Below are 25,391 nucleotides of genomic sequence, written 5' to 3'. Positions count from 1 at the left end.
TAGGTAAACTCAAAATACCTTCAGTTGTTAGCTTCTGGCTAACTTCTCATAAATTTCTCATAAATTATAGTAACACGAATCATCCTAATGAAATGATACGTAGATGAGGGCTCTACTGGTAATATTTTGGCTGAAGAAACAACAAAAGTAGTTTTTGATTTTACTTTCTCCCTGTAGGACTTCTATACGAAAATAATAATATATCTATGTTGAATTTTGAGGTTTCAGATATCTATTTCAGCGCATCCAGACTGTATGAAGGATATCTGGAAGTAGTTTTCTATAATTCTTTAAAACAAGAAAGTATCCATGTAGAAGGATATAATGAGATCTGGTATGAAACTGGAAATATCATAAAGGAAGAGTATACAAGAATAGATTACGCCAAAAAAATTAGGTATTTGGAAGAAAAAGCTTGTAATTAATCAGATTCGGTCTTCTTTTTATAATGGGACGTTTATCTTATTTGACAATGGGGATATACTCAGAATTCATCTGACAGATATACAAGGAGAGATAGAAGAAATTATCCGGATTGAAACGCCAGCCACTCTTTCTCCTATGGAAAGAGGTAGTATAGTAAAGATGTTTACTAAAGCTGATCCTGTTATTCCTTCCCCTCACAAGAGTGAAGAATAAAAGGATTCTTCTCATAGATTAGCTCATGGGCTAAGCCTGCTTTACAAAGAAAAAGCATAAATCGGTATGTTCAGAACAATCAGGGTGCTTCTACTCAGCGGGTTGTGGTGCAGTAGAGAATAAGTTACTGATAGATTTTCTGTCTGAGGCAATTTATAGAGTATAAAACCATAAAGCACAAAGCAAAAAGGTTCAGAGGTGTGATCCAGTCTTTTTTTGCTGTATACCTGCTTTGGAACTGCATGGTTACATTAGTATTTTACTCTTTTCTAACGTTATAGATAATCTCCTTCTCCAGGATCTTTTACTCCTGTTATAAACTAAATGTTTTTTGTATAAATTATAGATAAACTAGAATTTGCTCAGAATGCAGAAATAGATTAAAATTTTTATCGTGTAAGAAAGATACAGCATATTAAAGAATGCGTGAATCTTTTTCATTTCCCTCTCTTAAAGATAGAACAGATACTTTTCTGGGAATGTTTAAATAAGATAAATTCTGCAATAGTATACGTGTAATTTATCATTTCTATACTTCTTCATACATTCATCTATTCTCTTTTATTTATTTTTAGTATTACTGTTACAGTGTATGAAAGAATGGCAAGAGTACAACAATTATCAATGCGAACTAATGTTGTTTTGCAGACTTTATATGTGTTACTTTATATTGAATATCTGATAGCAGAGATAGTAGTTTATGGTTCAAAGTATTATTGTTAATCTGTACTATTCTTTATTTTATTCTAAAGTCAGAAAAAATAATTTCGGGTTTTCTACATTCATCTGCAAAGACCATTTCTTTCAGCAAAGTGATTTTGCTTTCTCAGTTTCAAATTTAAAAGTAACTCCTCAAGTACGTGAGTAACACATAGATACGTATTGCATACTTATGTAATGAATATGTAAGTTTTAGAAAGATATTTACATTTTTTTCTATTATTGTATTTAGGATACAGATTTAAAAATAAATTTATGTTTACCCGACCCCGGTCACTTTATCGCTGCATTGCCTTTGTTCTCCTGTTTTGTTTTCTGTTTCAGATTGTTGCCCCCACTACTGTACTGGCTTTGACCAGTGGTCCTTCACAGCCCGAGTTTTCAGGTTTTGAATCGGTCTCAACCAGTGAGATGGTCAATCCCTTTACAGGAGATTTTACCTATAACTTACCATTACTGACCGTTCCGGGACCACAGGGAAGTTCCTATCCACTTACGTTGGCTTATCATAGCGGAGTGTCCTCAGAGGAGGAAGCATCCTGGGTAGGATATGGTTGGTCCCTGACTCCTGGTTCAATAAATCGCAATATGCGGGGTATTCCAGATGATGATAAGGGAAATAAGGTTAAATACTGGAATAAAATGCCTATTAACTGGACAGTTTCTGCTGGAGGAGGCGCTTCTGGAGAGGTATTTAGTAAAGAACTTCCTGTTTCAGCCGATGTAGGAATACGATACAATAATTATAATGGGTTTGGCTACAACACCTATGTAGGCATGAGTACAAAACTATTTAATGGAGCGACCAATGTAAGCTTAGGACTAAGTGGTTCGGAATCTGGCCGAAGTTTTTCTGTAGGAGTAAGTCCTTATAAGAGTTTGGCGGGGAGTTTAAATCTTTCCCTGAATGAATCTCCCGATGGACTAACTTTTGGAGCAAGTTATAATCCGTATACATTTTTAAATTATATCTCTGCTGAGAAAGGAGAGTTTAAGAAAGATGCAGCTGCCAAAGGACATCTAGGGAGTTCAGGTGCTGTGTTAAGTTTAAGTGGAAATCATGGATTATTTTCTTTTTCAGAAATGGTGCGGCCTCTGTCGGTTACCCCTTATACAGGATTTTCTACAGATGTCAATGTGGGGTTAGAAGGGAATATTGCTATACCTGCAGGAGCAGAATTACGTATTTCCGGAAGCCTGAGCGTACAACGTAATGATCGAAATAGAACCTCTCGATCCTATGGGTATATGTATGCGTCATCCGCTGATGGGGCTCCAAATACGAATCAGGATGGGCTTGTAAGTGATTATTATACTGAGAAAGAAACCTCGTACATCCGACGGGATAAGTTTCTGGGAATGGCCTTTAACAATGCCGATAATTTTGTGGTAAACGGAGAAGGAGTAGGTGGTGGATTTCGGTTATATCACAAAAATATTGGTCAGTTTTATCCTACTTTTTCGGAAAGTAGAACTGCTTTTACCAACGGAGGGGTCGATTTGCATGTGGGAAATCCCTTTGGCGTGGGTGGAACTGGGGAAGCAGGTACACAAACGCTAACCGAATCGGAATGGGATAAAGGTATTAGCTCTTTCACTACGCCTGCTGGGGCTACCAATGATTCCAATGATGAGGATATCTTTTTCCGGTTTAACAACGATCAGGGAGGGGTATTGAATTATTCGATGAGTGTGGATCTGCCAGTTCAGGCTACTATTTCCCGTAATCGAAACCCGATTCTGCCTACTACCCCCAATGCTGTTCCCAATTTTCTTACTGAACGTAATCGTAGGGCTTCCTTTATAGGCTACAACACCAACGCCAGTATGTTTTCTGCAGGGAAGTTTACTGCCCGTGCCTATTCCCGTCGGATTGATATAAATAATCAGGCTAACCGAACGAATACCAGTAATGCAGATCGGATTGGAGAATTTAGTGTTTACAATACATCGGGTATGCAGTATACCTATGCCTTGCCAGTCTATTCACGTAATGAACGTCATTTGCAGTTTGGGGTCGGAGGTCTTTTTCCTGAAAGCAATTATTTGATCTATGGGGACAAGATTGACAAGGATTCCAATCCTGTCAAACTAGGGGAAGAACGGCTAAATTCCGGTTCAGACCCGTATGAGAGTGCCTATGCTACTACCTATCTGTTAACCCAGATCACTACACCTGATTTTACCGATATTAACCTTGATGGTCCTGATGCGACAGATCCGGGTGGATATACCTTGTTTCATTATACAAAACTATATGGTGAGAACAACGATAAAAACAACAATACCAATGAATGGTATAAATGGCGTTTGCCTTACACGGGAATGCTCTATCAGCGTGGTACCTTGTCTGATCCGATAGATGACAGAGGAGCACTTTCAGACGGGGAGAAAGAAATCTATCTGGTCAAAAAGATAGAGACCAAAACCCATGTGGCTGTATTTCGGACTAGTGCCCGTCAGGATGGATTGGATGCTCCCGCAAAGGATGCAGCTATGCAAAAAGATACAAAAGGGGGGCATACTCTTGAGAAACTGGATCGGATCGATTTGTATACCATCAGTGAATACACTAAAAATGGAGACAATGCCCGTCCAATCAAATCCGTATTTTTTACTTACGACTATTCGTTGTGTCAGGGGGTAAAAAACTCCTCTTCCAATGGTGGCAAACTAACCCTGAAAAAAGTATGGTTTGAATACTACGGTGTGCGCAATACAGGTGGTAAAATCAGTCCGTACGTGTTTGAGTATAGCTATCCGGATTTTGCAAACGCCAATCCTTACCCGGCAATGTATCAGTCTCTGGGTACTAATTATCAATTTACTGCTGCCCAGCAGAATCCGACTTTTTCCTATTTTCTTCAGGATGCCTGGGGCAATTACCAGGCTAATGGACTGACTCGTTTTACTAATATGCAGCCTTGGGTGAATCAGCAATCTCAAACGGGTTTTGATCCGGCTGCCTGGCATCTGAAGGTAATCACATTGCCTTCGGGTGGAGAAATCCATGTGCAGTATGAACAGGATGATTATGCCTATGTACAGGATCAGCCTGCTCATGTCATGCGAAGCATTGATTCTGTTACCGGACGAAGATACTTTCTGCAGAGGGAAGGAGAAACAGATAGTGAATTGCAGACCATGGCTCAGGCTATCAGGGATCAGTATGGCAATAAAAAGAATAAACTGTATTTCAAATTCTTATACCGCTTACTGGGCACTTCTTCTACACCTCAAATAGGAGATTGTAATGCTGAATATATTTCCGGATATGTCGATATTATGGATGTCGGCGTGCAGAACGGCAAAGTATATATTGATCTGGGCAGTACCCAGAATGGTACCCAGCATGAACTACCTAATCAGGTATGTGTAGATTTTGTGCAAAGTCAACGGGTTGGAAAGCTAACCACAGGAGTTAGTTGTGTGGGAATTTCTTCTTTTACCAATCCTGTAATGGAAGATGCAACAGATCTGGGTAAAGCAACAGAAAATGCAGCGGTAGGGATCGTGAAAAAACTTGTTAACATGGCTCGCATCAATTTGGGTGGAAGCCTGTGTGCCACCATGAATACCTCCCTTTCATATCTGAAAGTGCCTGCCGCCAAAGATAAAAAAGGAGGTGGAGTACGGGTAAAACGGCTACTGACCTTTGATAAGGGTGTGGATGGGGAAAAAGTGTTATATGGTAGTGAGTTTATATACAAAGCACCAGATCCTAACCGTAATAACCAACTGCGTAGTAGCGGGGTTGCCGCCAATGAACCTTCTACCATTCGGGAGGAAAATGCATTGGTAGGCTTTATGCCACGTTTTAAGCAGAACTTTCTTTCTAAAGCAGTGGCTGGTATTGATAAAAAACAAGCCGAGGGACCATTAGGGGAGAGTTTATTACCAGGTCCTTCAGTGGGATATTCCAGAATCATTATCCGTAATATTCACTCAGGGAAAACCAATCCGGGTTTTGCGGTAAAAGAATTTTATACCGCTAACCAGAAGGTTGAGCAACGGGCAGGTCAGCTTACTGGCAATAGTACTACAAACAGTACCTATGCCTTCTGGTCAGATATGACAGGTATTGAAGCTGCCACTCAGAAACTAAGCCTGCCTTTATTATTAGTAAATAAATATATCAACAGTGCCTGGCTTACTCAGGGATTTAGTTTTTATATCAATGATATGCATGGTAAACCCAAACGGGATGCTACCTATGCAGGTGTATACAGTGAGAATGAAACCGATGATCTGGTAAAAGCTGTTTTGGTTACAGAACAGAAGTATGACTATTTTGCTCCTGGTGAGGCTGTTCCTGTTGTAGACGAAACAACAGGTAAGATTACCTTAGCTAAACTGGGGACAGAAGTGGATGTAACCTATGGACAGAAAAAGGTTAGTGAGAAAAAGACTCAGGCAGGAGCAGTAGGAGACTTTACCACGTTAGTAGTTGGGATCTTTCCATTTCCTTTCCCTATTGTGTTACCGACTACCACTGCTATTCAGAATGAGACATATGTACATACTACTACAAAGATAGTTCGTCAGACGTGTATGTTGCGCAAGCAGCGCACCTATGCGGATGGTATCTACCATACAGATGAATACCTGGCCTTTGATCCCAATACCGGACAGCCCGTATGGAGTAAATCCTATGATGAGTTTGCCGCTATCCCTGGCACTACACCCTCTAGTAGTTCACCACCCGCAGGAGCAGTTGTGCTTGCCAGTGAAAAAACACAGGGAGGAGCTTATGCCAGTCACACACAGATGGCAGCGTGGCACTATCCGGGGATGCGGGCAAAATATCTGTCAGAGAACCGAAAGATGGCTGTCTCTTCGGTTAGTTATCAAAACCTGGGAAGTGGTCAGGGAGAATACCTCAACTTTGCAGGCAGTGATATGGGGGCGATCTGTACACAACTCCAGCAGTTTGTACCCGGTGATCTGATCGAGATCAGTCCCAATGTGTATTACAATACCGATGCGCCGGATTATTTCAATCGCCGTATCCGGATTTATCCCTCATCTAAATTGACCACAGGCACTCTGCCTGCAGATGGAACTATTTCTCAAATTACGATTGTACATACCGGACGAAGCAATGAACTAACTATACCTGCTGGCTCTACCACCTATCACAATCCGGATGCAAGCTGGGATTTAATACGAGATACAAACGGATTTATCACTTATCGCACCAGGGCTACCAATGCTTCCGGTAATGCCAATCCGTATCCGTTTAGCATTCCTGTCAGTGCCAATACTTCTTCCCTAACAGGAGTTGGGACGTTTGCGGATGATTTAAGTGCCAGATATCAGACTATTGAATCATCCAGCTCTGGTGTATTTGCCGTAAATCAGCATCCTTCCTATGCCAATATGAATATTAGTGCGTATGCAGCTAAAATTCCGGCTGGTTGTCAGATCAATCCTGAGTCGGCTGAGATTAGCAATATCAACTTCCGCTTTAAAAAAGTAGGGGATAAGATTTCGCTGCAACTGATTTCATTTATGATCACCTGTGGTGAGACAAAAATAACGATTCAAAACTAGTGTACTTCACCAACTGAACAGATATAGCTGAGAGAATAGTACCCGGTAGCTTACACTAGGTGTTAAAGTGTAAATCTCTTAAACCAGAAAACTATTCTCTTAGCTATCATCCATAAATCTAACTGTACAGATGTCATTGCCTGATACTATTTATATAACGAGAAAACTTGGAACACGAACCATACTACTGGGCTTGCTGGCGTTTCTAAATTGTAGTGCGGTGTTTGCACAAGTAAGTGGAACTTTTACTCCTTGTGATCCTATAAATATTGAATTGAATGCTGAGGTCTCTACTTCTGAACCTCCTCTGGATAAGACAGCAAGTATTGAGTTGACTTCAAGAAGACAAATAACTGTAACATATATTTTAAGGGCTTCACTTAATGGAGTTTCAACTGGAACTGCATCAGTAAGTCTTGATCAAAACAATTATGCCACCTCTTCTTCCAATATAGCTGACGAATTTACTATCACACTTGAGCCTGGTCTTCATTATATGGAAATAAGTGCATCCAACAATACTAGTGCCATTTCTACAACCAAGGCTTACATCAGAATTACATCTCCTAGTGCTGGGGCACTTACTGTGACACGACCATCAGGACCTAATTCTCGTACACAGGGTGAAGGGACAACTTTTTACACCAGCACGATTACCGGATCTCCCACTTCCGTGGTATGGACTCTTTCTCCTTCATCGGCAGGATCTATCAGCAATGGACTCGTAACCTGGAATGCTGATTTTGCAGGCATGGCTCATGTGTCAGTAATGGCTTCCAATAGTTGTTCTTCCGCTTCTTCCGCTTTAGATGTTATCGTTTCTGCACTCACAGATCCTTTGTGCGAAAACCTGTTAAATCCTGCCAGCACCTTCTCTGCTGATAACACAGGGACAATTGTCTTTGGGCCTTCCAATATGTGTCCGGTGGGCTCATTCAGTTGTCTTTCCGGGGGGAATTCTGTTCAAAGCCGGGTAGTCGCTACGGCAGCCACCACCTTTGATCATAGCTGGACGCCGGCTGAGTATGCAGGGGCCAATCCCTATCAGGATGGGTATGCAGGCAAGTGGCGGGCGAAGACTACCTATGCCTATAATACCTCATTGACACAGGAAACCGGTAACCGAAACCGAAATTATATTGTAGGAACTTTCACCGCTAATCCTTTTAGCTGGACATCAGAGTCTAATCCCCAAAGCTGGGTGGCTGCTACAACTGTGACACAGTACTCCCAGAATGGAGAGGCTGCTGAAGAACGTGATGTACTGGGCAACTATAGCGCAGCCAAGTTTGGCTATGGAGGCAGTGTGCCCTATCTGGTAGCCCAAAATGCTACTAACAATAGTGTTTTGTTTGAAAGCTTTGAAAATACCTATACAAATACAGTGCTGGAAGATAAAGTAGCCATACAGGGTACTCTTGTACCAGAAGCTCATTCAGGCAGACAGAGTTTGCAACTGAATGGCAGTTTTGCTACGCGTCCTTTTGTGATGACTGATAAACTTAAAAATGGAGGTATCTGGTGTAAGGTATGGATACGAGTAGGCACAGGCAAAGACAAAGACCTGGCAGCCATGCAACAACAGGCAGATCAACTGCAATGGCAGCTGAATGGGAGCACATCCGTACCTGTACAGGTGGTAGCACAGGTTGGCAAATGGTCGCTGTGTGAAGCATTGATTCAGCCTTCCCAACTAGGCAGTATTGCTGCAGGGCAGACGTTTACACCCACACTGGTTTATAGTGGCAGTGAGAGTGTATTCATTGATGATGTGCGAATTCAGCCTGCGGATGCACAGATGATCTGTTATGTGTATGACGAGAGCCTCAGACCAGTAGCGACTTTCGATGATCAGCACTTTGGCATGTATTACCAGTACAATTCGGAAGGCAAGCTGATTCGCAAACTGATTGAAACCGAACGGGGGATGAAGATGGTGCAGGAGACTCAGTATAACATTCCCAAAGTTGACAGATAACCTGAATTGCTAAGATCCTATAACTCTTATACAATAAATCATACAGATTTTATAGCATCATCCTGCTGTTGGTAGTGTATCTGCAACTGTACTACAGATGCTAAGGTTTTGCTTGAAATAAATTTTACTACAATGAACTGGCGGTATAAAAAACAAATGAAAGTGTGGCTGGTAGGTTGTCTTTTAGCTGTGTTATGGGTAGCCACAGGACAGGTTATGGCTCAGAATAACTCTCAGGGAGAAACTATTTTCCGGGAGGTATGTCAGGTGCTTCAGCAAAATGATTCGTTGGCAGACAATGAACTCGTGCATACAACCTATCAGGCCATGACTTTTTTTCGGGAAGATGCTAAAGGGGCCTTGCAACAATCAGGTACACAGCTTGAAGTATATGTTGGGAAAGACAAAGTGTATTATTCGAGTTCGGATATAACCTGTATGCAGGATAAAAAACAGACGATCAGCATTTTTCCCGATTCCCACCGGATTCTGGTGGGTAAAACCAATACGGCTGCCAGAAAAGCCAGTATCGATGGACAATGGAGAAAGATAGTGCGGGATACCTTGCTAACCTGTGCGACTATCACAGAGTGTAAATCGGAACTGCTGGAAGGAATACCAGTGTATAAACTGGTCTTTTCTATTTTCCCTCAGCGACAAATCCTGCTGGGTATGCGAGAGCTGATTATATGGGTAGATGCAGACAGTAAAATTACCCGACAAATGGAGATGGTATATCCAACAGGAAGCACGATTGAAAAGACCCGTATGTCTTTTTCTGTACCCAAGCGAATAAAAGTAGATTCAGCTCCTGTACCTGTTTCCGCTTCTGCGCTGGTATGGGATAGCAAAGGCACACTACTGCCTGTCTGGAAGGGATATGAGATTGTCCAGACCAGCAAATAATCATTATAGCTAATTCATTGAAAATATACTATCACTTTAGAGTAGACATAGTTATGGGTAGAGTATCTACACCTTGGTTTGCCAACGTTTTTTTGAGAATCATTGCTTTTTTTGTTGTGTTTGCAGGATATGCTTTGTCTGCTCAAGCACAACCTATTATCTATGGGCCAAACAGTAATAATGTTTATTGTCCCTCTACCACTATCACCTATCAGCTTTCAGCTGAATATAAAGGTAACTATCAGAATATAAAATGGACAATTAGTCCAGCTTCACAGGGACAGGTTCTCAATAGCTTTATAGGTTCTGATGGAAATGCCTATGCTCAGGTTGCCTGGAGTGGCACTGTAAGCAATGTTACTCTAACTGTAGATGGGCAGTATAAGACATCTTCTGGTGGAAACTGGCAATTGTTTCAGTCTGAAGATAATTATACCATTCTGTCTCTTCCTTCTATACCCACCAACCTTACTGCCTCGCATGCCAGCAGTGGTACTGTCTGTATTTCACCCACCCAAACCTATACCTATAGTGTTTCTTCGCAACTCAATGTTAGCTATGAGTGGGAAATCCCGACTACCAATGGTACGATTGTAAGCGGAAATGGCACCAGAACGATACAGGTGCAATGGAATCAGTTAACAGGAACTACCTCTGCAACAGGAACAGTGCGGGTACGTACTAAAAGAAATGACTGTCCCAGTGCCGTAAGTAATTATGTATCTGCCTCCTATTCGTTTTTGCCGCCCCCCGTCTTGGCAGCAGGCACTCAGATTACCGGCCCTGCTCAGATATGTGCGGGTAAATCCTACACCTTTACCTTAAATGGTTCATTTAACTGGGCAAGTGCCTATCACTGGGTAGCACCCGACGGCAGTACCGTCACTGGAGGAGCCAGTAGTGTAGTGGAAGGGAGTGATGGCAAGTCCGCTACCATTACGTTTAGTGCCAACGCCAACAGTGGATCGGTTCGCGTCATTGCCGAAAATAGCTGTGGTACGGGTACTTCACTGGAATTTCCCTTACAGGTCATTTCACCTCTTAGCGCAGGTACCATCAGTGGCCCTGTGAGTGTATGTGCCAATGTGAGTTATACCTACAGCATTCCTGCTATTACAGGGGCTAGTTATCAGTGGAATCTACCCGCTGGTGTAGTGGTAGAAAGCGGACAGAATACGTCTGCTGTCAAAGTGCATTTTACCGACAGTGCCTTTCCCACTAATGCTTCGGGTAACCCGACTCCGGCATCGATTACGGTCACTGTCAATGGAGAGTGTAATACGACACCTGTTCAGAGTGCACCTATTGTGGTGAAACCGCGTGAACTAACCGCCATTGAAAGCCAGATATTCTCTGTCAGTGATCTTTCTGCTCCCAGTAAAGTGGCTAAAGAGCTTCTTCTCAATACCTGTAACCAGGTCGATGTGAATCTGTGTAATGGACGCACGATTCAGAAAGCGGTGCTGAAAGCCACTTTGAGCACAGGCGATATACATTTGTTTGATGCCGCTTCCTCCGCTGCTGATTTTGCTACAACCGTTACCTTTAAAGTTACAGGGTATAATGAACAGGAACAGGTGGTGTTTACACAGCCGAATCTGTCACTGACGATTGGAAAAGACAAACCAGAACAAACCCTAATTCTTGACTTTACCGCCCAACATACCCAACAGGCTATTTCTGCTTCACAACCTGTTTACCTGACTCATTTTACCATTGAACCCCTGACCTACTCGGGACCTGCTACTAGTTCCGCATTTGCACAAGCCATTCGTTTGAAAGTGGGTTATGAGGAAGCTTTTACCTATCCGGCAGGAGCGATCACGGTTAGTAATCTGACTATGAGCAGCAATGATCCGGCTACACTGGATTATGAACGTACCTTCAACTGGCAGAGTAACTGTCCCAAAGTAGCTAACTACCAATTTCAGTTACTCAGATTATTTATTGATGAAAAGACAGGAGTAGCAGAATCTCCCGATACTGAATGGTCGAAAGCCTTATCGATTGAGACCGAAAAAGCAGCTACTTATATGACATTAACCATTGCCGAAGGCAGTGGCAAGTACCTGTGGCGGGTACGGGCTATTGGAAATCTGCCCGGCGGCATTGCCAATCCGTTGAACTGGGGAGAGTGGAGTTCAGCCATCGAATTTACCTTTACCCAGCCCGATGAGGTAAACGCCAATGGGACCAACTGGATTTACAGCCGGACAATGACTGAAGGAGGACGCTTGTCTGAAAAGATGAGTTTTGCCAACGGGTTAGGGCAGATTGCTCAGTCACAAACCCGCATCCAGTCGCAGAACCAAGTGTTAGTAGCTCAGACCAAACAGGATTATGTAGGACGCGATGCCTTGCAGACATTACCTGTACCGGTAAAAGAAAAAGCCCGTTTGGGATATATAAAAAATATGCTGCTCGATGCAGGCAACAATGCGTATATCAAAGAAAAGTTTGATGGAAATGATACCTGGAAAACCCCTGCAAAAGCCAGAACTGGCGATGGGTATTATTCAGGAACAGATAATGGTATTAATCAGGGGGTAGCCTCTGCCGAGGAGTATCCGTATACACGTACCGTATTTACTACCGATGGTACCAATCGGGTCAAAGAGCAGGGAGGAGTAGGAGCTACACATACACTGGGTAGCGGGCATACGGTGAGAAGTTATTACTCAGCTGTAGCCGAAGATGAGGTAGTGAAGCTCTTTGGCGAAGAAGCTCCTAAAGCAGCTAACCTGCACAAAACCATTACCTATGATCCAAACGGAACAGCTTCGGTAACTTATCAGAGCAAAGATGGCAAAACCATTGCTACCGCTCTGATCGGGGGAGACAGCAAAGCTCCCAATCTGGATGCGCTGGTAGATGGCACGCCATTTCAGGAAATCAATGAAACGATTACTGAGAAGAGTCCTTTCAATGGCATTGGAACAACCAGCCGTAAACCGCTGGTGCTCACAGAAGACAGCACAAAAGTGACTTTTAGCTATTCAATCACACCGGAAACGATAGGGGATCTATGTCAGAACTATTGTACTACCTGTGATTATACAGTCAAGATCCGGGTCATTAATCAGGAAGATCCAACCATTGTAAAAATGATTGGCGATTCGATTGTGATTGCGCCGGGCAGTTGTGCTTCGCTGACGGCACGTACCCTGACCAATGTGTCGGTGACCCTGCCTGGTCCGGCTACCTATGTGATTGAAAAGACGGTGACTGCCCACAACCGGGCTAGTGGAGCTAGCTCTACATACCTGGAAGCCCAGCTAACCCAGCTAGAAACCAGCTACAGTGAAGCCAATCTGATGGGTAGTGGAGACTGGAAACAGATTATGGACTGGTTATCGGTGGGTAAAGCCAAGGAAGTGTATGCACTGCTGGATCAGAAAATCCAGGCCAATACTCCAGGTTATAGCCGCGTACCTGCACTGGGAACACCTGTGACCGAAAACAGCGAAACACCTTATTATATTGTGCCGGTAGCTTTACCCAACACTAGTTGTGAAAGTCTGCAGATTCACTTACCTGTGATTGCCTGTGAAGAGATTAGCTGTAATCTTTCCACCAACTCGTTTGAAGCCTACTATCAGAATCATAGTCTGAATGCTGCCAGGACACCATTGAGTGCTTTGCCTGAGTTTGTCAATGCCGGTTTTACAGAAGCAGGTGTATTTGATCAGATGATTGCCAACATGCTCAATGAGAGAGAACCACAACAGCAAACCCTTCTCTACTCGTGTGAGACCGTCTGGAATTGCTGGCAGACAGTGGTGGATCAGTATCTGCAAAAGCAGCAGAATCCGACAGGTAATCCAACCAGTCCGATTCCGGGTTTATCCAATAATCTGGATAATCAGCTCACTGGCAACTACCAGTACAATGGACTGCTGGATCAGTTTTTCCTGTGTTCAGGTGCCAAAAAGACAGAGTATTATACACAGGAACGTACCGAAGAACATGTACTACATGCCTACAAGTTTTTTTACCTGGATCAGACGCATCGGGCGTATGCAAAGTGTTGGGAGGCCTATGGAGCGGATGCCAGTGTAGATAAAAAGAATAACCTGTATCTGTGTTTAAAATATAGTCCGGCTACCCTTACAGACGAGGCGGCTACCCAGGTAAAAAACGAACTGCTGACAGCTGTGACAGGTAAGGTCAATGAGTCGTGTGCGGCCAACCGGGAAACGTATCGTCAGCAGATCATCCAGACCATTCATAGTGTGGATAAAAAACTGATTGAAGGATTGGATCAGAATGAACTGGTAGAGAATGCAGGTGTAACTCTGACAATCGATAATTCAACCTATCCGCTGATGGTAGCTGCGGGAGCTCCCTTAACAGGCTATACATTTAGTGCCCTTAACTCCTATCAGGTTTGTCAGGTAGAGGCGATGGCTGATGCCATGGTAGCCTATTGCCAGCAGGGTATTACGCCAGAGATGATTCAACTGGCAGGGCAGAACACACTGGCAGGCAAAGCTGCATATCAGAAAATAGAAAATATCTTACTGCATGGATTTGATATTAAGATCGGAGGTAGCTGTGGTTCTTCGTTTGAGATCATTGATCCATCAAACATAGCGGGTAGTGGAGGGACAGGTACTGATGTAGTTGCTACTCCAGTAAACTTGGCTGTGACTCAGACAGGTCCGGCAGGGGTAGGAAATAGTTCTACCAATGCTTTCTGGTTAGATGCAAGCAGGCTTACAGGAATTGCTAATGGCGCGAAATTCTCTTCATGGACAGATGTTTCTGGTAATAATAATCATGCTACTCAAACAAATGCTACTTATCAGCCTACCTTCAAAATCAGTGCACTTAACGGCAAGCCAGCCATTAAATTCAATGCAGCTCCTTATTTAACTACTTTAGGGCAGGTAGATAATGCCAGTGTTTCTATTTTTACTGTTGCTTCTCTGGATGGTAATCCTTCTGCCCCCTCCGTACCTTCTGACATGCGACAATTTTTGGTTGGGACTCCTACTAATGAGAGTTTTGCAGATTATACAGGTATAATACCTTTTGGTACAGGGTCGTATACAAATAGTTTCTATGTAGGAAAAAGCTTTCAGAGTTCAACAGGTTATAAAGCTGTTACGACTGATTATTATCCATTAAATACCTTTTTGCTTCTTTCCGGAGTACACAATGAAAGTTCTTTATCTGGATATGCCGCTCTAAATGGGAAAAAGGGTGTTGTCTTAACAGGCTCCCGAACATCAGGGGGAAGTGGCTATAAATACACAATAGGAAGACGGGGAGATGGATATTCATCTACCAATTCAACCATTGCAGAGGTAATTCTCTATAAGACAAATTTGAATAGCAGCCAACGTATTATTGTAGAAAATTATCTGGCGGCCAAATATGCCTTAACGATTGAATACGACTACTATACAAACCCAGTAGCAGCTTATCATCTGGATGTACAAGGGATCGGAACGGTAGATGGAACAGATAAACACTCTCAGGCAGCTAATGGCAAAGGATTAATCCTATCTGAACTGAACGGTTCACTCAATGCTGCCAATGAATATGTATTTGCTGGGCATGCGTCTGCTACCAATGCCTATGTAACCAACACAGGAGGCGCTGCCCCCAGCATCGATAAATACTGGCAACGCGATTGGTATATCCAGAAAACTAACAATGTAGATGCTCAACTAACGTTTGACTTTGCAGCAGGTGGAATCACTATTCCTGGTAACCTGACTACAGCAGTCTATACCTATAATTTGTTGTATCGGGCTACTCCTACAGATGCTTTCACTATTGCTTCTACTTCACCTATTTTAAATGACAACAATCGTATTTCGTTTGCCTTATCAAATGACCAGTTAAAAACAGGCTATTACACCTTAGGAATGAATACCTCCAATGGATTGCTGGCTTACTGGAAGTTTGATGAAGGACAGGGAACAGTGGTATCGGATGCTTCCGGTAATGGAAACAATGGTACTATTGTAGGAAGTGGTGGCTGGACAACGAGTGGAAAAGTAGGGGCTGCATTTACTAACAGTACCACTACCTATGTATCTGTAGGGGATAAACGATCACTGGATCTGTATCCGAACAAACCTTTTACTATTACAGCCTGGTTTAAAACAGCTGCTACCCGTACAGATGTTGTATACATGATAGTTTCCAAATCTACAGGGTATGTTTCTCCCCAGGTAGGATATCATTTGGCTATGTTTGATGGAAAGATCCGGTTTGCTATGATCAATAATATTGATAATGACCGGATAGCTGCAGGTACTGACAATAGATTTAATGATGGCAAATGGCATCATGTAGCCTGGACATATAACGGTAATGGAAACTTGAATGGAAATGTACTGTATGTGGATGGGGTAGTACAACCCTTCTCATCTCTAAATGGAACTACCATTAATGGTTCGTTTACCAACACAGCTCCTTTTCTGATTGGTGGCCGTCCAGCTTCAGCTTCGTCTTCGTCAGTAGGAGACCAGTTTGATGGACAACTCGATGAAATCCGTGTCTATAACCGGGCATTGGGAAGCTCTGAAATTGGCGCAATGGCAGGTAGTTCCTATAAAGATGCCTTGCTGATATACTGGAATTTTGAAGAGAGTTCTGGTAACATCGTCAAGGATGCTTCCTGTAATGGCTATGATGCTACTTTTACTGGAGGATGGACACGCTCCGCTAGTGGAAAGATTGGACAATCTATTGTGTCTGACGGGACAAGCACCAATAGTTTAACAACGGCTATAAATTGGCAGCAGCCTACTGCTTTTTCTGTCGGATTCTGGATTAATCCGGTTACCCTGAATTCTACCCATTCGGTAGGAGCAGACTGGGGTTATTTTTTGTGGCATACCGGACCGGGTGGTTTTGTTGTGGTAGGTACTGATGTAGCTACCTATATGAATCTTGGCAATGGAACAGTAGTTGCCAATCAATGGCAGCATTTTGCCTTTACTTTTGACAATGGTACAGGCAAGCTCTATAAAAATGGAGTGCTGCTGGCCACTAAGACAGGTATGACATTACCTAAATCCTGGTATAGATTCTATCTTTCTCAACCTGGATTTAATGGTACAGTTCCTATACCACCCAATGGTCAGCTCGATGAAGTACAGCTTTACAAACGAGCATTGACCGATCTGGAGGTAGGCTATATCTACAATACTACGCAGGCTATTGTAAGCGGAAACTGTACCGCTTGCCGTCCTGCTCCGAAAATCTGCTTTAAGTACAAAACTACCTCTATTGCAACTGATTCCATCCAGCTTCCAGAGGGTATGGACCCTGTCTATATCATTGATATACCCAAAGAAACCTGCGAACAGTCACGGGCTGCCTCTATTGCCGCTTCGGTACGTAGCCAACTGGAAAGCTTTACCCAACAGAAACTAACCGAATACCGTAACCAGTACCAGAGAGTCTGTGTGGCACAGGAAGGATTGGTCGAAAACTTTAGCTATACCTATACTCAGGGCTATCATCACTTTACCCTCTATTACTATGATAGAGCAGGTCGCCTGATTGCTACGGTTCCACCAGAAGGGGTAGACAAGAGCTTCCTGGCTACCGGCACACGCAATGGTCTGCCTACACACCGGCTCAAAACAACCTATACCTATAACTCACTAAGTCAACTGGTAAGTCAGAATACGCCGGATGGTGGAACAACCAACTTCTATTATAACAACAAGAGTCAGCTACGTTATTCCCAAAATGCCAAACAGGTAGCAGATGGTTTCTTCTCCTATACCAAATATGATGGCCTTGGCCGTGTAGTGGAGGTAGGTGAAAGTAACCAGACAAAAGATCCTGCTGTACTGACTGCTCAGGTAGAGAACATGAGTTTCCCTACTTCAGGCTTGCGTCAGCGTACCTCTACGGTGTACTCATTACCAGCTTCAGATGTGACCTATACCCCAACAGGCAACAGTGCCTCTGGTAGCCCTCAGCGTTACCTGCAAAACAGGGTAAGCTATGTCACCATTGATGCCGACGGAAACGATGGTACTGTAGCTGACCGCCACCGTACCTACTACAGCTACGATCCACATGGAAACGTAGAGTGGCTGGTACAGGAACTGCCAACGCTTGGACGCAAGTATGTGCGCTATGAATATGATCTGATCTCAGGCAAAGTGCTTCGGGTAAACTACCAGGAAAACACCTCTGAGCAATTCTATCACCGCTATGGCTATGACGAAGACAACCGTTTGACTCAGGTAGAGACCTCTGCCGATGGGGTGATCTGGGACAAGGATGCTACTTACAGCTACTACCTGCATGGACCACTCAAACGCATGGAGCTGGGTGAAGATAAGATTCAGGGGATAGACTATACCTATACGGTTCACGGCTGGCTCAAAGCCATTAACCATCCAACCCTGACAGCAACAGATGATCCGGGACAGGATGGAGGTACAGGCAAGGTAACGCCTACCGATGCCTTTGGTATGGCCTTGACTTATTACAGTGGAGACTACACCCACACCGGTTCTAAATTTGAAGCTGGAAATACGACTCTGATCGCTCCTGCTGCTGGACGTAGTCTCTATAACGGAAATATCTCAGCCTGGACGCGTCAGATTGCCCCAAGTGGAGTCGCAAACATGGCTTTTGAAGGGCAGGTGACAGGGGAGAATTATACCTACGATGAGTTAAACCGAATTACTTCCAGCTCCTTCCAGGCGGCAGGCAACCCTACCAGTGCCTTTGGAACCAGCTATAAATATGATCCGAACGGCAACCTGTTGGATCTGACACGGAAAGACAAAGATGGTAATACTATAGACCAGTTACACTATGAATATAACTGGCAGGATCTGGCTAATGAACAAAATCTAACTAATAACCGTCTGCGTCAGGTAGTGGATAATGCGCCAACTGCAACGAAAGGACTAGGCGCGATTGATCAAGCTGATGCAAATAACTATGATTATGATCCAATAGGCAACCTGATTGAAGACAAACAGGATAATATTAAAATTACCTGGAATGTGTATGGTAAGGTAGAATCTGTTAAGAAAAATGATAATACTGCTCTGATTACTTATCAGTATGATGCATCTGGCAACCGAACAGTAAAAGTCACTGAAACCAGAGACAATACAGGCAAGCTAACTGATGCAAAAACGACCTATTATGTACGCGATGCCCAAGGCAATGTGCTCTCAGTCTATGAAGCTGTAAGTACTACCAGCAACACAGTTTCTAACCCATTACAAAAAGAGATCTTCCTCTACGGTTCCAGCCGTCTGGGTGTATTTAATCTAAATGCAGCACGCAGCCTAAACACTACCAATGCTTTTACCCGAATGCTTGGTCAGAAAGACTATGAACTAACAGACCATCTGGGTAACGTGCGGGCTGTGGTAGGCGATTATCGGAGTGGTAATACCTTACAGGTAGCCTTAAAAAGCTATGCTAACTACTATGCTTTTGGGTTGGAGATGCCAGGTATGAACTACAATGCCTATCGCTATGGATACAATGGTAAGGAGAAGGATAAGGATTTTGCGAACAACTATGATTATGGGTTTAGGATTTATAATCCGGCGGTTGGTAAGTTTTTGTCTGTTGATCCATTAACTGCTAGTTATCCTTTTTATTCTCCTTATCAGTTTGCTGGTAACATGCCTGTTTTATGCCGTGATATAGATGGGGCAGAACCAGAGTGGCTCATTAATACAGCGGAATGGGTAGGTCATTTTGCTATGGAAGTTAAGGATGACATGGTAAGTACAGGCAAAAGTATTGCCAATCTAGCCTCCACCTATGGCACTGGAGTCTATAATGCTGCAACTGTTTATATTCCTCAAGGCTTTGGTTATAAGGGAGGAGAAGAGGCTAATTTGCATACAACAGAAGGAACTGTTAAGTGGGCTAGTGGTGAAGCCAAAACTATTGTGCAAAATAGTGCAGGAAAAATAGGGAAAGATATTGTTACTTCAGCAGCAACCGCAGGTTTAGGAAAGGCTGGTGCTTATGTAGGAAAGCCCGTGCTTAAAGCTGTAGTTAAGAAAGTGTCTCAATACGCAGTAGTACCTGTTTTTGGTTCAGGTATCCCGATTGTTGTAAATAAAGTGGTTTCAGCTTGGCCTTGGAAAAAAACTACAGCAAGTATAGCCGAATTAATGGAAAATGCAGGTACTTGTGATAAAGCTGCAAAAAAGATCCAAGAAGCAATAGGTGGTGATATTATTCATATTATTGATAAATATGGAGCTCCAGAAATTGGTAATGTTTATACTAAGACAGGAAAACTTATTACTAAAGAACGTGGATGGAAATTCCATTATGCAGTCAGAAAAGGTGAAATGATTTATGATCGCATCACTGGACCTGAAGGAATGAATATTAATGAATATAAAAAGTTATTTACCTATGGAGAATATTTATTATTTGACAATGTTGTAAAATGAATGCAATTAAAAACTTCCAGACAATTATCTGGCATTTGAAATACAGACGAGGCATGTATGTGGCAGAAGGCTATCTCCCACTCGTCAGCTTTCTCGAAGGGTATGGACTAGCCCTTCGGGATGTTTGCCAAGTAGATATGTTTTCAGACTTTCAGAACTGGATATATACCAGACAAAAGCGCAGATTTGCGGTTTCCTGGTCGTCCTATATACTTATTGATATAGCAAAGAAAGATGAACAAAAAGCTACAGACATCCTTTTTGAATGGCTGTCTGAGTTCTTAGCCTTTGATCTGGACGATCCGGCTAACTCTCCTTTAAATCAACCCAGTGAAACCAAAGAATAATGAAAGAATACGACCCCTTACTCAAAGGTATGTATGCCAATCCTCCAATTCATATAACTGAGGTTTTACCAGGTTGGTCACCTTCCGAGAGGATAAATTTTATAGCCTATACGCTTGGACGATATGGAGGATCAGTAGGGCATGAGCTGCTTATACAAATTGTAGGTATACTACATGACTTTTCACTGGAAAACTGGAAGGAGCTACTGGAGAGTATTACCCTATATGGTAAGCACCTGGGCGAACAAACCTTATTTGGTTTCTTTGTCTTGTATACACCGATAGACATATCTGCTAGTCAATCCGTATTTAAACCTATCAGCTGGGACGTAGACTATTTCTTAAAAGAAGGTTTATTTTCCAGATTGCTGGACATGGAAACAGATGAGTTTGAATTGTATCGGAAAACTATTTCTGAACGTACACTCAATTATATGAAAGTACCAGAAACGGAGAGAGTACTGATCAGGTCTTTGCCATTGTGTTTTGAACGTATAAAAGTGACTACTTAATTGTGAGATTATCTTACAACCAGAAGTGGAAGAGCAGGGATAACGACAACTTTATCCGTTGGTTACCCTAACTCTGTTGAGGGAGTGGATAGTACTATTTAGTAAAGCATTTATACATTCATGGAAGACATTTACCAATTATTAGATAAAATAAAACCTCGTCCTGGTATGTATCTGGGAAAAGGTAGCATTAGTGCGTTAGCCCAGTTTATTGGAGGATACGACTATGCCTTCCATAGTCTGGGTATAGATAATCCCGAAATGCCACCATTTCATATGTTTCATGAATGGGCAGCCCATCGGTTCAACTGGTATGAGGCTACTGCTGGATGGAGCCACATTATCTTACAGGAATGTGAAGGCAATGAAGCACGGGCACTGGATGTGTTTTATCAGGTATTGGAGGATTTTAAACGCCTGATTCCGATTGCTATTACCAAAGTAAGTATACAACCTGAGAATAGAGCCTTTTATGAAGCTCGTCAAGCAGAAACCAGGCAGTTATTTAAGCTTAACTCGGATGAGTACACTAGTGTAATTGCTGATACTCTGTATCTCATTGAATTTTCTGATCTTTTTGGCTATTATATATATGAGGTAACAAATGACAAGGTCATAGGTATAGATCGGCGATTTAAAACAAAGGAAGAGGTAGTGAAAAGAGTAAAAGCAGGGTTTGGAGAGAACCTGTATATGGTTGAGATTGCGCGGGACGAAGTCGAAAGGCTATTTAAAAAGCTGGTCATGGGGAGCTAAATCATAGTATATCAATGTAGTAGTACTATCACTCACTCCTAAGTAAATAAACATACTAGATTGGTTGTTGCACAGCCGCCATAAGAGGAGGCAATGAACTGAAACACCATATAACACCACACTATCACCACCCGATGATCCTAAAAACACGAACCGATCAAATCTTAACCCGCCCTGGAATGTTTAGCGTTACCTCTTCCGAAGAGCTGTACTGGATATTTCTCGGCTATTGCTTTGGAGATGGACCTATTGCCAAAGGGTTAGGTGTGCAATCCATTGTAAGCGACTATGGCGACTTTCTTTGTAAGCAATGGAATATCACTCAACCCCATAACCGAAACTGGGGTATCTTACTCCGGTACTACTCCCAATCAGACAAAGATTCGCTAAGGCTGTTTCAATCTACCTTTGACAAGTTTGTAGAGCAGGCACAGTTTACGTATGCCAGCCCTATAAATGATATGGGACAGCCATTCGCATTAGGCAATCCGGACGGAAAGGTTTCTTTTCTGGTATTAGTGGATGAGATACAACCTAAGTTAGATCATATCAAGCAGTTGACGCCTTTTGAAGTAGGTTATGGTATGGCTTGTTACGATTATGGTAAGGAAGATCCGGAATATCATTTCTTCTTTAAAAACAGAGTTGAGTTTTATGATAGCATCTTAAAAGAATTACATTTGCCTACCGGATTAGGAGGAATAGAGCAGGCGTATCTATGGTATTATTCAAAACCTGAGCAGGGGATAAGCTATGTACTAACCAAACTAAAAACTTTTATTCAGGAACGTAAAGTTGAAGATACTTATTCCTGATAGGACATCGGATACAAAAAATCTAATTTCCCGGTATCTGTATACAATATTTTTCAGCCTATCAATGTGTTGGGTGGAAAAGTTACTCTATTTCTGACTACTTATAATTTCGAATATTTATGAATGTTATTTGGCACGAATCTTCTAGTACAATACCTAAGGAGGAAAGAGCATCTATATTTTCGCAGAGAGTTTTGTCGGAATTACAGTATATAATAAAATTGAAGGATAATGTAAGGGCATACTCAATAGATGGAGTAGCAAGAAGTTATTGGCGTAATATAGGGTACTCAGCAAGATACAGCTCTTCTAACTTTGTGTATAATTATATTTACTACACTAACCAGTTAATCCGAGCATGGTTTACCTATACCATGAACGATGAAAAACCTGTCACTATTCAGATTGCGGATCGTCAGATTGAAACTACTGGGAAATTTTCCAATAGAGATATCGGTGTGTATGAAGTACTGGAAGGTATCTGGACAGCGTCTGTAATGCGAGATAAAGATGCGTTAGCATTTTATGCACAAATACCCCTTGAGTTTACCGAACGGGTACAGGGTATGGAAGATATTCTGTATGAATGTATGTTGTTGTTTTATCAGGTACTGATCCGGGGTACAGATAATCCAAACGAAGCCGCTGATATACATAATCGGTTAATAGAGCTACTGGATTGGGATCAGTATCGTCAGTACATAGATGACAAGTTTTCTGAATATGAGTTTCAGTATATGTTCAAATACCGATCCTGGGTAGTGAGGTATATTTTTCTTCCTGTACTAAAAATTTATTATGCGGTACTGGCAAAAAAGCAGGAAGAGTACGAAAGTGCCGTGTATAACGCACTTCTTCAATGGAAGGAATACTATACCCTCACCTATACCGATACCGGTAATGAAAAACGAGATCATAGTACAGAACCTAACGGATTCATTGCCTTACCCATTCTGGCAGCCTGTGCCTATGCGTATGACAGAGGCATGAGCCTGCAAACGGTTAGTTCTGATTATATCCCCGAATGGCTTATCAAAGGTGATTTTACAGGATTGGAACTACTGGTGAAAGATTAATCAATAGGTAGTTACTCGATGAGATTACTATACAGGAGTGTTAGTTTCCTACTAGTGAAAAAGTTTTCCAGGATTTAATTGAAAGAGGTAAGCTATGGAAAAGCTGTATTTTGAAGGATATCACAAATTGACAGAGATAAGTAAAACAAGACAAAATGAGCTTGAGTATTTTGAGCATACGTATCAACTTCATCTTCCTGCAGCCTATAAAGAATTTGTTTCCAGAGGAGGAGATGTCTTTCTCGATGTTTGGTATGGGGGAGGGTTGTATACCCAATTCAAGGTCATAGGCAGTATTATATCTTCAATGAAGCGAATCGTAGAAGAAGATGGAGCCGACTTGCGGAACTACTTTCCGTTTGCACATTACTCTGAAGATCAGTTTTGGTTCTTTTATTTAACAGATGGGGACAATCCACCTGTATACAAGTATGATATAGCTTTATTTTGGTATGGGAATAATTATATTTCGGGAGCGAGTGAATGGGGACTTCCCAGAGGTGTGATCAAAGCAGCAGATTCCTTTACTGAATATGTATTTGAGATTTCAAAAGAGTATTAACTTTAAATAACTAATAACTAAGTATCCTGCTAGATTTTATAATTATGTACACCTAAAGTCCTGCATGCTGTAGTTTTCTTATCTGGTGATCTTTTATGTATAGACTTATAAAAGATAATGACATAACTTTGTCCTTGCCGATCTTATGCAGGAATTATAAAACAATTAATGGATTCGTTCCTGGTATTTCTTCCCTAGAAGGCTTTTGTTTAGATCGGGTGTCGTTAGCTGAATGTGCATTTACCAATGATAAGATGTAACGTATTTATACAAAAAAGCTTAATCAATTTATCCACCTCTGATAAAAGAAGACATCCTCACTCATTCATGAAAAAAATTTTAGCAGCGTGTTTGCTTTGTTGTGTATCTGTTCATTTTCTGACTGCTCAAACCTGGAATAAAACGCCTATTAAAGAAGTAGCCACAATCGAATTTCCGTTGTCTACTCAAACAGTTGATGCCAATGGCCAATATGCCATAGGTGGCTACAATGATAGTCTCAGCTTTATAGTTATGTTTGCCGAACTGCCAGCGGATCGTGATCCTAAAAAAGAAGGGTCAGATGATATATCTGTACTGCGGTCATTTATTGATGGACATTTGCGAGCTGAGCAAGCTAAATCTATCCGGGAAACCAATTTTACAGTAAATGGACAAGCGGGTATTGAAATCTACCATACCAGTCCTTCCAATCCAATGCAAAGAAATAGAAGTAGCAGATATCTTCGGGCTATAAAATACAAAAATTATCTGATAGGGTATGAAGTAATGACTTTTCCTGATCTGGAGGATAATAAAAGTATAGAAGCTACCAGAAAACATTTCTTTGATTCCTTTCAACTGAATGCTATAGACTCTGCTACTACTGAAATTCCATCCTCATCTTCTAAACCCATAGCCGGTGATTCCATAGATGCCATAGCTTATAAAATCGGATATATCGCCTTCCGATTGTTTATGGTAGGGATAATTGTACTTATTGGGATCTTCATCTTCAGAAGAATAAGAAAACAATAACCTCATTACAACTAACATAGGTGTGTAATCATTTATAATGACTCTTCCCGGATAGCAAGTAAAAGAACTTGGTTTTGGAGAAGAATGTG

11 protein-coding genes are annotated in these 25,391 nt (G+C 42.1%); all 11 read left to right on the top strand.

Annotation, left to right across the window (positions count from 1 at the left end; translation table 11 throughout):
* The first annotated feature begins 1,614 nt into the window (after window positions 1–1,614).
* Window positions 1,615–6,912: a hypothetical protein gene (locus QNI22_RS11045; protein ID WP_314510692.1), complete on the top strand. Its 5,298-nt coding sequence runs from the start codon at window positions 1,615–1,617 to the stop codon at window positions 6,910–6,912.
* Between the two features lie 130 nt (window positions 6,913–7,042).
* On the top strand, window positions 7,043–8,890 hold the full coding sequence (locus QNI22_RS11040) for a hypothetical protein (protein WP_314510691.1): 1,848 nt from the start codon (window positions 7,043–7,045) through the stop codon (window positions 8,888–8,890).
* Between the two features lie 156 nt (window positions 8,891–9,046).
* A complete protein-coding gene (locus tag QNI22_RS11035) occupies window positions 9,047–9,796 on the top strand; it encodes a hypothetical protein (protein ID WP_314510690.1) in 750 nt (249 codons plus the stop codon).
* A gap of 53 nt (window positions 9,797–9,849) precedes the next feature.
* The gene (locus QNI22_RS11030) at window positions 9,850–20,217 is read left to right on the top strand and encodes a LamG-like jellyroll fold domain-containing protein (RefSeq protein ID WP_314510689.1); all 10,368 of its coding nucleotides are present in this window, start codon (window positions 9,850–9,852) and stop codon (window positions 20,215–20,217) included.
* Window positions 20,214–20,564, top strand: coding sequence for a hypothetical protein (locus QNI22_RS11025; protein ID WP_314510688.1), 351 nt, complete (start codon window positions 20,214–20,216; stop codon window positions 20,562–20,564). The genes QNI22_RS11030 and QNI22_RS11025 overlap by 4 nt, the downstream gene beginning before the upstream one ends.
* Window positions 20,564–21,076, top strand: a complete 513-nt coding sequence (locus QNI22_RS11020; RefSeq protein WP_314510687.1) for a hypothetical protein — start codon at window positions 20,564–20,566, stop codon at window positions 21,074–21,076. Before QNI22_RS11025 ends, QNI22_RS11020 begins: the two co-directional genes overlap by 1 nt.
* 120 nt (window positions 21,077–21,196) lie before the next feature.
* A complete protein-coding gene (locus QNI22_RS11015; RefSeq protein WP_314510686.1) occupies window positions 21,197–21,832 on the top strand; it encodes a hypothetical protein in 636 nt (211 codons plus the stop codon).
* 179 nt (window positions 21,833–22,011) lie between these two features.
* Window positions 22,012–22,647: a hypothetical protein gene (locus tag QNI22_RS11010; RefSeq protein WP_314510685.1), complete on the top strand. Its 636-nt coding sequence runs from the start codon at window positions 22,012–22,014 to the stop codon at window positions 22,645–22,647.
* A gap of 119 nt (window positions 22,648–22,766) precedes the next feature.
* Entirely contained in the window at window positions 22,767–23,723 is a 957-nt protein-coding gene (locus tag QNI22_RS11005) for an Imm49 family immunity protein (RefSeq protein ID WP_314510684.1), read from the top strand.
* 94 nt (window positions 23,724–23,817) lie between these two features.
* A complete protein-coding gene (locus tag QNI22_RS11000; protein WP_314510683.1) occupies window positions 23,818–24,285 on the top strand; it encodes an SMI1/KNR4 family protein in 468 nt (155 codons plus the stop codon).
* Window positions 24,286–24,612: 327 nt separating this feature from the next.
* The gene (locus QNI22_RS10995; RefSeq protein WP_314510682.1) at window positions 24,613–25,302 is read left to right on the top strand and encodes a hypothetical protein; all 690 of its coding nucleotides are present in this window, start codon (window positions 24,613–24,615) and stop codon (window positions 25,300–25,302) included.
* The last annotated feature ends 89 nt before the right edge of the window (window positions 25,303–25,391 follow it).

The organism is Xanthocytophaga agilis (assembly GCF_030068605.1).
Classification (GTDB): Bacteria; Bacteroidota; Bacteroidia; order Cytophagales; family 172606-1; genus Xanthocytophaga; species Xanthocytophaga agilis.
This window is presented reverse-complemented; position numbering and strand designations above follow the sequence as displayed.